The 10300-nt window shown below is 68.0% G+C and carries 9 protein-coding genes; 3 read left to right on the top strand and 6 right to left on the bottom strand.

Going from position 1 to position 10300, the window contains the following annotated elements; genetic code table 11:
* Window positions 1–312: 312 nt before the first annotated feature.
* Window positions 313–990 carry a glutathione S-transferase family protein gene (locus VFL64_RS01525; protein ID WP_489538612.1) on the top strand — a complete coding sequence of 226 codons (678 nt, stop codon included), beginning with the start codon at window positions 313–315 and terminating at the stop codon, window positions 988–990.
* A gap of 28 nt (window positions 991–1018) precedes the next feature.
* Here VFL64_RS01525 and VFL64_RS01520 read toward each other — a convergent pair whose 3' ends face one another.
* Window positions 1019–1324 (bottom strand): putative quinol monooxygenase, encoded by a 306-nt coding sequence (locus VFL64_RS01520; RefSeq protein ID WP_489538611.1) that lies wholly within the window; start codon window positions 1322–1324, stop codon window positions 1019–1021.
* A gap of 144 nt (window positions 1325–1468) precedes the next feature.
* On the opposite strand from VFL64_RS01520, the gene VFL64_RS01515 reads away from it, so the two are divergent.
* Complete coding sequence (locus VFL64_RS01515) at window positions 1469–2161, top strand: hypothetical protein (RefSeq protein ID WP_489538610.1); 693 nt, start codon at window positions 1469–1471, stop codon at window positions 2159–2161.
* A 134-nt stretch (window positions 2162–2295) separates the two neighbouring features.
* Window positions 2296–2571 carry a hypothetical protein gene (locus VFL64_RS01510; RefSeq protein ID WP_489538609.1) on the top strand — a complete coding sequence of 92 codons (276 nt, stop codon included), beginning with the start codon at window positions 2296–2298 and terminating at the stop codon, window positions 2569–2571.
* A 46-nt stretch (window positions 2572–2617) separates the two neighbouring features.
* Here the strand turns inward: VFL64_RS01510 and VFL64_RS01505 are convergent, their stop codons facing one another.
* The 5 genes from VFL64_RS01505 to tssK form a co-directional block, all read right to left on the bottom strand.
* Entirely contained in the window at window positions 2618–3313 is a 696-nt protein-coding gene (locus tag VFL64_RS01505) for a L,D-transpeptidase (RefSeq protein WP_489538608.1), read from the bottom strand.
* Window positions 3314–3446: 133 nt separating this feature from the next.
* A complete protein-coding gene (gene tagF / locus VFL64_RS01500; RefSeq protein WP_489538607.1) occupies window positions 3447–4181 on the bottom strand; it encodes a type VI secretion system-associated protein TagF in 735 nt (244 codons plus the stop codon).
* Entirely contained in the window at window positions 4163–7756 is a 3594-nt protein-coding gene (gene tssM, locus VFL64_RS01495) for a type VI secretion system membrane subunit TssM (RefSeq protein ID WP_489538606.1), read from the bottom strand. The genes tagF and tssM overlap by 19 nt, the downstream gene beginning before the upstream one ends.
* 3 nt (window positions 7757–7759) lie before the next feature.
* On the bottom strand, window positions 7760–9094 hold the full coding sequence (locus VFL64_RS01490) for a DotU family type VI secretion system protein (protein WP_489538605.1): 1335 nt from the start codon (window positions 9092–9094) through the stop codon (window positions 7760–7762).
* Window positions 9095–9121: 27 nt separating this feature from the next.
* On the bottom strand, window positions 9122–10300 hold a 1179-nt coding region (gene tssK / locus VFL64_RS01485; RefSeq protein ID WP_489538604.1), incomplete at its 5' end, for a type VI secretion system baseplate subunit TssK.

The raw sequence follows: 10300 nt of genomic DNA, 5'->3' as shown, positions 1-10300 counted from the left end.
ATCGGTATTTATAGTCAACTGTATGGTCATTGTGTGAACTGATCAGTATTTTTCCATGGCGAGAGCCCATCACCGGGCGGATGGCCCATTGGGAAAGTTCATGGCGACGCGCTGGGGCTGCGCGCAGATCGTTGTCGCCGGCACTCGCGCGTTCCTGGATCCGGCAGCTCATCGTCGGCCCGACTTGTCGGCGGATGTGTTCTGGTCAGCGTGACCAAGCGATGAGTTTTGGACTCGCCTTGTCTCTAAGACGGTACGACGCAATCCGCATGTCGCGGCAGCGGCGGTTCACTCAGAGAAAGACGAAACAACATGACCCAGCGCCATTCCCCCGATGACACCTGCACCAAGCCCGACGAGTTGATCCTCACCACGTTCGACTGGGTACCTCACGCAGCACGAGGCTACGTGCGCGACATCCGCGTGCGTTGGGCACTGGAAGAGGCCGGCTTGCCGTACCGTGTGGAGAGCGTGCCATTTCGCGCCCGGAGCGCCGGGCACTTTTCGCATCAGCCGTTTGGCCAGGTGCCGTGGTTGACGGACGGGGACATCTCGGTATTCGAGAGTGGCGCGATCCTGCTTCATCTGGGCGAGTACAGCGAGGCGCTGATGCCTGCCGACCGCCCATCCAGCAGCAAGACCAGGGAATGGCTGTTTGCCGCGCTCAACTCGGTCGAGATGGCCAGCCTGCCGTGGTCGATCTTCAAGCTGGCGGGCGATGACCATGGATCGCCGGCGCTGCGAATGCTTGACGCATTCCTGCAGGCCAGACTCCAGCACATGGAGGGGGTGTTGTCAGGATGCGCCTGGCTGGCCGGAAGCTTCTCCGTGGCCGACATCCTGATGGCAGATGTGCTGCGGCTGGTGCATCGTTTCGACGGGCTGGCCAGGCTCCCTGCATGCCGCGACTACCTTGAGCGAGCAACGGCACGCCCGTCCTTCGTCCGGGCACACCAAGACCAGCTGGCACATTTCGCGGCAGCGGACTGACCCCGGCAGCAGCCGAAGGCGCCCCTGGCTACGACGACCGGCCGTTCAGGCCGCAGCCACCCAGGGGTTCGGTGACGGTCAGCCCACCAAAGCTCGCGATCAGGGGCTTGCCGCGCTCGATGGCCCGCTGCACCGAAGGCAGCGACGACGCGGCGCGCTGGCTTTGCTGGCTGTCCCAGACTTCGGTGACCCAGATCGCGCACACGTCGGTGGGATCCTGGGCGACGATGTAGCTCAGGCACCCGGGCATCGAGCTGCAACCTTCGAGCAGGATCTTCACCAGGGCTTCGCGCTGGCCGGACGCGGCCACCATCTTCTCGATCAGTCCGTACATCTGCTCCTCCTTTGGATGCTCAGAGAGGTCGATCGCCGAGGCGGAAAGCATAGCGCTGCGCGGCGTTTGGCACATCGTGTTTCAAGGGGGTTTTTCGATCGCTGTACCCTGTCACCCCCTGATCCAGTGCCCTGACAACCCTGCATGTTCGGCCAATCCAAACCCGTCGTCCTCGAGTCCTATGGCAGCCGGCGCAAGCGCGGCCGGCCTCCCCGCTGGCTGGTGCTGTTGCTCAGCGGCATGATCGTTGGCGCGGTGGGCGTGGTGGTGGTGCAGGAGCGCTACCTGCCGCCGCGCCTGTCGGCTGCCCAGTCGACCGAACTACGCGCCGATTTCGAGGCGGCCGACACCGAGCGCACGCGGCTCAAGCAGCAGCTGGCCGACACCGACAAGAAGCTCAGCGCGGCGCTGGCCGACAAGAAGAGCCTCACCGACGAGCTGGCCGGCAGCCGCAACACCATCGAAGAGCTGCGGGCCGACGTGGGTGCCATCGTGGCCTCGCTGCCGCCCGATCCGCGCGGCGGCGGTGTCGAGGTGCGCGCCGGGCGCTTCACCACCAAGGGCGGCATGCTGGTCTACGACGTGGTGCTCACGCGCGAACGCAGCGGCGGCAAGCCGTTCACCGGTGTGATGCAACTCACCGTGGCCGGCCAGTCGGCGCGCGGCCCGGACACCACCGTGGCACTCAAGCCGGTTGTGCTGGCTCTGACGGGCCACGAGGTCGTGCGCGGCAGCCAGGCGCTGCCCGAAGGCTTCAAGCCCCGCGAGACCACCGTGCAGGTGCTCGACCGCCCGGCCGGCAAGCCGCTGGGCATGCGCGTGATGCTGGTCAAGTAGTAGGACTTCGTCGCGTCGCGTAAAGCTGCGCGACGGGGCTGCCATCGGCATGCCCATTGCTGGTTTTCAAGCACCGGGACTCGTCGTCCCGCCCTTGAAACCCACTGGAAGGAGTCCGAGTTATGAAGAACGCTATGAGCCTTGCCGCCGTGGTGGCCCTGGTCGCTGCCGCCGGCATCAGCATTGCGCAGACCACGACACCGAGCGACCAGCAGCCATCGATGGGCGCCCAACCGAGCACCGGCACCACCACCACGACCACACCGCGTGACACGACCCCGACGGCGCCTCCCGGGGCAGCCGATTCGTCGACCGCTCCGGGCAGCAATGCCCCGCAGACGAGTTCCCCCGCGGACTCAAGCATGAGCAGCAGCACGGACACACCTGCGCCCCGTGCCGACCGCAACTGAGCCATGACCGGCTCGACCGACCGGGCCTTCGGGCCCGGTTTTCGTTTCAGGAGGGGTTCGGTGCCTTGGCCACCTTGCGCAGCGCAAAGACATCGGCGATGGAACGCGACTCGGGCAGCACGTAGATGACCACGGGCGCGGCCCGCGTCATGGGGTCGATCACCTCGTCATAGAAGGCGGCCGGCAGGTTGATGCATCCGTAGGAGATGCGGTTGTCGTCGATGGTCGGCGTGGCCAGGCGCTGCAGGCGTCGTTCGCTCTCCTGCGTGCTGCGCACCCGGTGCATGGAGACGGCCGCGTCGTAGTCGACCCACACCACGTCTTCACCGTCGAGGTTGTGGCCCCGGCGGGCGATGAAACGGCCGGCCGGTGTGATGCGCTCCTCGGGGCGCACGTCGGCCACCTTGCGCGAGCCGATACCGGGCACCGAATCGTCGCCATGCGCCAGGCCCAACAGCGCCGGGCTGCTGCTGCGCAGTTCGCCTGAGGCCTTGAACGCCATCACACGCGCATGAGCCTTGTCGACGATGACGAACGGGCGTCGGCCTGCATCGCCGCTACGGGCGACCCACTGCGCCATCGACAGCGCGTCAGTGGCTTCGATGCGCTCCGACGCCGCGCTCACCGATGCCAACTCCGAATGCGGATTCGGCATGGCCTGATGCGTCGAGAAACGGATCATGGCCGCACCCGCGATCACTTCGATGGACGCGACCGCCACGACGGCCAGCACAGCGTTCATCAGCCGGTCTCCGCGGGAAGCCGGTTCTGCACGATTTGCCGGAATGTCGTCAGTCTTTCTGTCCACGTTGCAGCCTTTCGAGGGTGTGCCGGCGCGGCACGCCCCCAGCAGCAAGGCGAAGCAAACCGTGCGCCTACCAGCGCCCTTCGAGCAGCTCGGAGAAGTAGTTCGGCGGCGGCAGGCCTTGCGCGATGCTGAGGCTGTCGTCGGGCGCCTCGGCATGGTCGGGCCACCACAGGCTGCGGCCGGCAAAGCGCAACAGCACATCTTCGGCCATCAGGCCCTGGGCCCAGGTGAGCAAGCTGGCTGTGCCCGGTACCGTGTGGCGCACGCGGCCGGGCAACAAGGTCGCGGTAGGAGACGCCAGCAGTGCCGATGGCTCGCTCGTCGCCGGCGCACGTGCGAGAGCCGACTCGAAGTCTTCGAGCGTCGCACCCGGCTGCAGGGTGCCGAGAGCCGCCGCGCTCAGGTGCGCGAACCAGTTCTGCAGGGCGCTCAGGCCTTCGCTGCTGTCGGGCAGCCCCTGGGCGCCGCGCACGATCACCAGCGGGAAGTAGCGGCCGACCTTGTCGACGCTGGGCATCATCACGCCGAACCACCATTGCGCGTCGACCACACCAGGTGCCCAGGCGAAACGCCAGATCGGGCCGGTGAGGTAGACGTCGAGCCAGCGCTCGGCGAGTTGAGCACGGCTCGTCTCCACGCCACGTGCGAGCCAGGCATCGCACACGTCGACGAACTCCTGCGGGAGGCGGCGGCTGGCGAAGTCGCCGAGCATGGCCATCTTGCCGTACCAGCCGGGGGCTTCCACGCCCGTGCCTTCGAGCAGTTCGAGCAGAGACTTGTCGGTCAGAGCTTGCCGGGGCATGAGAACTGTTCCAGTTCGGCCAAGCGGAAGGGGTTGCGCACGCTGCTCGACGTGACGAGGAACGTGGCCTTGCGGCCATCGACGTTGAAGGTCACCCGGAAGCGCTCGGGTGCGCCCGCCCCTTCGATCTGTTGTCGGTCGAAGAGCTTGAACAAGGCCCAGGGCCCGTCATTCGTCAGGCCCGAGTTGCCGTTGACCGACACCGGCGTGAGCGCCACACGCACCTGCGAGCTGCCGCGCGGCCCCGGCCATTGCACGCTGGCGGGGATCTGCGGCCCGTGCGCGTACTTCACCACCTGTCCATCGACATCGAGGATGAACTGGGTGATGGTCGCGTCCATCTCCACCGGCTTGAAGTCGAGCCGCATGCCCATCTGCGGGCCGCCGCGGAAGAAGGTGTCGCGGATCACGGCCGCGTGCTGGAACTGCAGCAAGGTGGAGCTGTCGGTGCCCATGCTCGCGCCGTCGACGCTGCGGAACTTCCACGGTCGCGTGGTGGTGTCGACGAAGTTCTGCAGGTTCTTCTGGAAGAAGGCATCGAGCAGTCCGCCAGGCGCGAAGACGCGGGCGAAGTCTTCCTGCGTGACGTCGCGCGAGCTGCTGCGGGCAAAGGGGTAGCGGCCTGTGATGGCCTGGCGGCAGAACTCGCCGATCTCGGCGTTGATGGCGTTGCCGATGTTGCTGCGCGTGATCTCCAGCGCCGCCGCCGTGCCGCTCACCGACAAGGTGGCCAGCAGCGAGCGCACCGGCTCGGGCAGGCGGGCGGACTCGGCCTTGACCTTGTTGGGCACCTCGGAGGGCGGCGGCACATTGCCCCCCTTCACCGCCGTATCGGCCGCAGTCAGCAGCGTGTAGACCTCGTTGATGAGCGCCACCGTGCCGTCCACCGGTGCGGGCAGCTTGCCATCGGGCGAGGTGACCATCTGCCGCAGGCCGATGAAGCGGTCGTCGACGATGCTCTCGATGGCCTCCCCGGGCGCCAACGCGGCGGTGGTGCTCTTGCCGCCCAGCAGGCGCGAGAGCTCCTCGCGCGAGCGCTGCAGGGCGTCGCGTGCCCGCGTCTCGACCTTGCCCGCCACGTCCTTCGTGTCGCGCAGCGTGGTCTCGCGCGACATGGCCTTGAGAAGCGGCACCAGCGGGTTGTCCGGCGCAGACAGCACGCGCGCCATCTGCACCGCCTGCGAAAGGTTGCTGGTCTTCACCATCTTGATGTCGGCGATGAAGGCTTCCCAGACCTTGACGTACTCGGTGAGGTAGAGGCGGCGCACCTCCTCGATGAGTTGGAGCTTGACGTCCAGCTCCTTGAGCGCGTTGCGGCGCTGGCTGTCGTTCACGCCCAGCACCCAGCTCTCTTCGTCGGCGAGCTGGGAGGCCACGCGTTCCACCTCGCGCTGAAAGCCCTTGTGGTAGCCGTCGTTGGTGAACAGCCCCGGCACCCCCTTGGTCAGCGGCTGGCCGCTGGCGCGCGTGAACACGAGCGCCGCGCCCGGCCCCGCCGCCTTGGCCACCGTGAAGTCGGGGAACTCCGCACCCACGCCCTGGCGCATCAGCCGGCGAAAGATGCGCTCGGTGAGTGGCGTGGCCACCAGACGCGCACGCGTCTGTGCCACCAGGGCCTTGTCTTCAGGCAGAGGCGACACCACCGCGCCTTCGGCCAGCAGTGCGTCGAGGTGCGCTTCCAGTTCGGCGCGCTGCTCGGTGGTCACCGAGCGCGGCAGCGTGGTCTCCCAGGCGGCAGTCACGTAGAGCTTGAGCGCGGCGGGGTCGAAGCGCTCGGGGTCGTACAACATGATGTAGGCCTTCAAGGCCTCGTACTGCAGTTCGGGGTTGTCGTTGCCGGTCTTGAGCTGGTCTTCGATGCCGAGCGCGATGCGCGGCAGCACCGCGTCGATCAGCATGCGCCGGTAGGTCTGCTGCGAGCTCGCATCGAGCTTGCGGCCTTGGTAGAGGCCGAAGCCAAGCGACATCGGTGCGGACTCGCCGATGCCTGCGTGCGCCAGGTCGCGCGTGGCCTCGAGCGCGGGCAGCAGCACCAGCACGTCGGACGAGTTGCGGTTGGGTGTGGCCTGCACCAGCTTGCGCACCTCTTCGACCGATGCATCCACCTTGGCCACGTAGCGCTGGTTGCCCACGTAGCTGACGCCCCAGGCGAACAGCGCCGCAATGGCGAACAGGCCGACCAGCGCGTAGGCGCCGAGCGCCAGCATGCCGCGACGGCGCTCCCACTTGGTGTCGGTACCGGCCAGGCCGCTCTCGGCGAACACCACCTCCTTGAGCAGGCGCGAGAGGAAGTAGCTCTTGCCGCTGGCCTGGTTGGGCGGCACCACCGTGCGCTCCAGTCGGTAGGTGCGCGCGATGCGGCCGAGCATGCGGTCGATGGGCGTGCCTTCTTGCGTGCCGCTCACGAAGTACACGCCACGCAGCAGCGGATGGGCCTCGAACTGCGAGGGCGAGAACACCTGCTCCAGGAAGCTCTTGACCAGGTCACGCAAGGCGTCGAACTGCTGCGGGAAGCTGTAGATGCGCGCGCGGCGCTGTGGGTCGCGCTCCAGCTGCAGCTTGGCGATCACGCCATCGGTGAGGCGCTGCTCCAGCAGGTCGAACTCGTGGCCGAAGGCGCTCAAGTCGGTGTGCTGCTGGCGGTCGAGCTTGAAGGTCATGCCCCAGGGCGTGGCGCGGGTCTCCTTGTCGACATCACCCAGCGTCTCCATGAAGCCGGCCAGCAGGTCGCACTTGGTGACCAGCAGGTAGATCGGAAAGCGCATGCCCAGGTGCTGGTGCAGCTCCTGCAGGCGCTGGCGGACGGTGGTGGCGTGCAGGCCGCGCTCGGCGGCGGTCTGCGTGAGCAGGTCGGTCACCGAGATGGTGACGAGCACGCCATTGAGCGGCTGGCGCGGGCGGCTGCGCTTGAGCAGGCCGAGGAAGCCCTCCCAGGCCTTGCTGTCGATCGCCTTGTGGCTGTCTTGCGTGGTGTAGCGGCCGGCGGTGTCGATCAGCACGGCCTGGTCGGTGAACCACCAGTCGCAGTTGCGCGTGCCGCCCACACCGCGCACCGAGTGCTCGCCCGACGCACCGGCCAGCGGGAAGTTGAGCCCGGAGTTGATGAGCGCGGTGGTCTTACCCGAACCCGGCGCGCCGATGATCACGTACCACGGCAGCTCGTACAGGTAGCGCTTGCCGAGGCGCGACGAGAGGCCACCCCACAAGCCGGCGAGGCCCGTCTTGGGCTGCTCGAACTGGGCGGTCTTGAGCGTTTGCAGCGCCTGCGTGAAGCGCTCGTTCAGCGTCTTGATCTCGCCGTCGGCAGGGTCGCTCGCGGCGGCCGGCGCGAGCAGCTGGTTGACCACCTTGTCGTTCTTCTTGCGCGAGGACCACAGCTTGAAGAGGTTGCGCGCCACGATGAGCAGCACGATCAGGCCGATGAACACCAGCCGAGCGGTCACTCCATCGAGCGGGCGCCAGTCGCCGATGGCCACCAGCGGGCCAACGATCCAGATCAGCAGCGCGAGCGCAAGCAGCCCCAGCACCAGCAGCACCCACGGGTTGAAGATGAGGCCGAGGATCTTCTTGAACATGGATCAGTTCCCAGACGCCGGCTGCACCGGGCGCGCGATGAACAAGGTGATCTCCACGCGCCGGTTGAGCGCACGGTTGGCCGCCGTGTCGTTGGGTGCCACCGGCTCGCCATCCGCCCGGCCTTCGGCCCGCACGCGCTGGTCGGGCAGGCCGTTGCGCAGCAGGATCTGCCGCACGGTGTTGGCCCGCGCCTCGGACAGGTGCCAGTTGGAGGGAAAGCTCGCCGTGCGGATGCGCACGTTGTCGGTGTGGCCGGTGACGACCACCGCGCCGGGCAGTTGGCGCAGGGCTTCGGCGATGCGCTTCATCAGCGCTTCGCGGTCCGGGCTGAGCGATGCGCTGGCCGGGGCGAACAAACCATCACCGCGAATGATGACCACGCTGCGGTCGACCTCGTCGCGCACGGCAACCTGTTCGGCCTTGATGTCGGACACCAGGAACTGCGCCAGCCGCGGCGTGGGCGCCGGCAGCTTGACGGGCGGCGCCGGTGGCGCGAGCCGCAGCTCCTGGATGCGTGCGAACACCGGGTCGGAGTCGCCGCTCAGCTTGAAGGCCAGCAGGCTGTAGACCAGCACCAGCAGCAGCGCCACCACCGCCGCCGTCACCCACAGGGGCAGCCAGGTGAGCATGGAGCGGCGCGAGGGCTTCTCGCCCATCCAGTTCTGCGCCAGCGCGGGCGGGTACGGGCCGCGCTCCTTTTGCAGGATCTGCGCGAGCCGCTCGCGCACCGCTTCGAGCTGGGCCTTGCCGCCATCGACCACGCGGTAGCGGCCCTGGAAGTCGTGGCACAGCACGGCGTAGATGAGCTCCAGCAGATCGCGGTTGGCGGCCGGGTTCTCGGCCAGCTTGGCCATCAGCTGGAACACCTTCTCGCCGCCGCCGGTCTCGTTGTGGAACATCGCCAGCAGGCTGTGCCGCCCCCATTGGCCCGAAGCGCCCCAGGGCATGGTGGCGGCCACTTCGTCGAGCAGGGTGCACAGGATGTAGCGCGCCGCCAGCACGCGCTCGGGTGCGATGCCTTTGGCCCGGGCCGCGGCCTCGAACTCGCGCACGCCCTGGGCCATGGATTCGCGCAGGGCCGCCGGGTCTTGCAGGTGGGTGGTAGCGCGCACCTGCGGCACCAGGGCGAGCAGCGGGTTGGCCAGGGCGACCAGCGGGTTGAGGCCGCTTTCGCTCGGGCCGATGTCGGGGGCGACGTCAGCACCCGCCGGCTGGCCGATGCGCGAGGTGGTGGCTGCATGGGCCGGAGCACTCGCGCGCCCGCCCGGCGTGGGCATGATGAACGTGCGGCCGGTGTCGATGTCGGCAAACGGATCGTCCGGGTTCGAGGTGCTCATCAGGTGCTCTCAAGCAGGGCCTGCGCCCTATTTCCGAATCGCCCACAACTCCAGTTCCAGCCCGGGGAAATCACCCGAGATGTGCATGGCCACGCTGCCGTTCTGCTCGATGGGCTTCCACAGGTCGCCGCCACGATCGAGTTCGAAGTAGAAGAAGCCGGCATGGAAGGGCAACTGGCGCGGCGCCACCGGCAGCGAACGCAGACCGATGCCCGGCAGCTGCAGGTTCACCAGGTCGCGGATCTTGTCGACCGGGCCGACCTTGGTCTGCGCCGGGAAGCGCTGGCGCAGCTGCTCGCCCGGCACCTGCGCATTGACGGCCAGCACGAAGGTGCCGGTGCGAGCGAGTTCGAGGTCGGTGACGACCGCCGTGCGCACGCCGTACTTGCGGTCGGTGAGCTCGATCTGCAGAGCGTTCTGCTCCAGCACTGCGGTGAGCATGCGCCGCAACTCGTCGAACACCGGCGTGAAGGTGCGCAACAGGTCATCGTGCCGGTACGGCGGGAACTCGGGCGGGCGGCGCTTGTTGCTGGCCAGCGTGGCCAGGTCGCCGGCCAGGCGCAGGCAGTCGCCATGCAGCTCCCGCGGGTGGGCATTGGGCGTGGCGGCGTGCTGGCTGAACACCGGCTCGTTGCGGTTGAGCGTTTGCAGCATCAGGAAGTCGGCCAGCTCCGAGACCCCGTGGCTCAGCTGCCCCATGCGGCCGGCCAGCGCCTGCGCGCGCTGCAGGATGAGCCCATGCAGCAGCGAGGCACTGGCAGAGAGTTGCGCAGTGGCCTCGATGGCCACCTGCGGCGCGATGTAGCCGCGCTCCAGCGTCACCTGCCCATCGCTGCGGCGTTCGGCCACCAGCGCCACGCCGAGCAGCGCGTAGGCTTCGGTGGCTTCCTTCGCGCGCACCAGGCGCAGGCGCAGCCGGCCGGTCTGGATGGTGGTGGGCTCGTCGGACGCATCGGTGTTGTCACGCACGTCTTCTTCAACAGCGCCGTAGCGGGCGAGCTCGTCGACGTCGGTGCTGCCGAAATCGACCTCGTTGAGGCCCTCGCGCTGCAGCGGCAGTGCGAGGTACATGATCTCGCCCTTCACGTCGGCCGAGACCTCGATCGGCGCGGGCAGCGGGTCGAGCTGCGGCATGCTGAAGGGCGTGCCGTCGGGCAACAGGCCACTGGCGCGCGAGATGCCCAGCTTGCCCAGCGCGAGCAGCCC

Origin of the sequence: Rhizobacter sp., from assembly GCF_035702065.1 — a bacterium.
GTDB lineage: Bacteria > Pseudomonadota > Gammaproteobacteria > Burkholderiales > Burkholderiaceae_C > Rhizobacter.
Note: the sequence above shows the minus strand (reverse complement) of the source record. Positions and strands in the feature narration are given on the sequence as shown.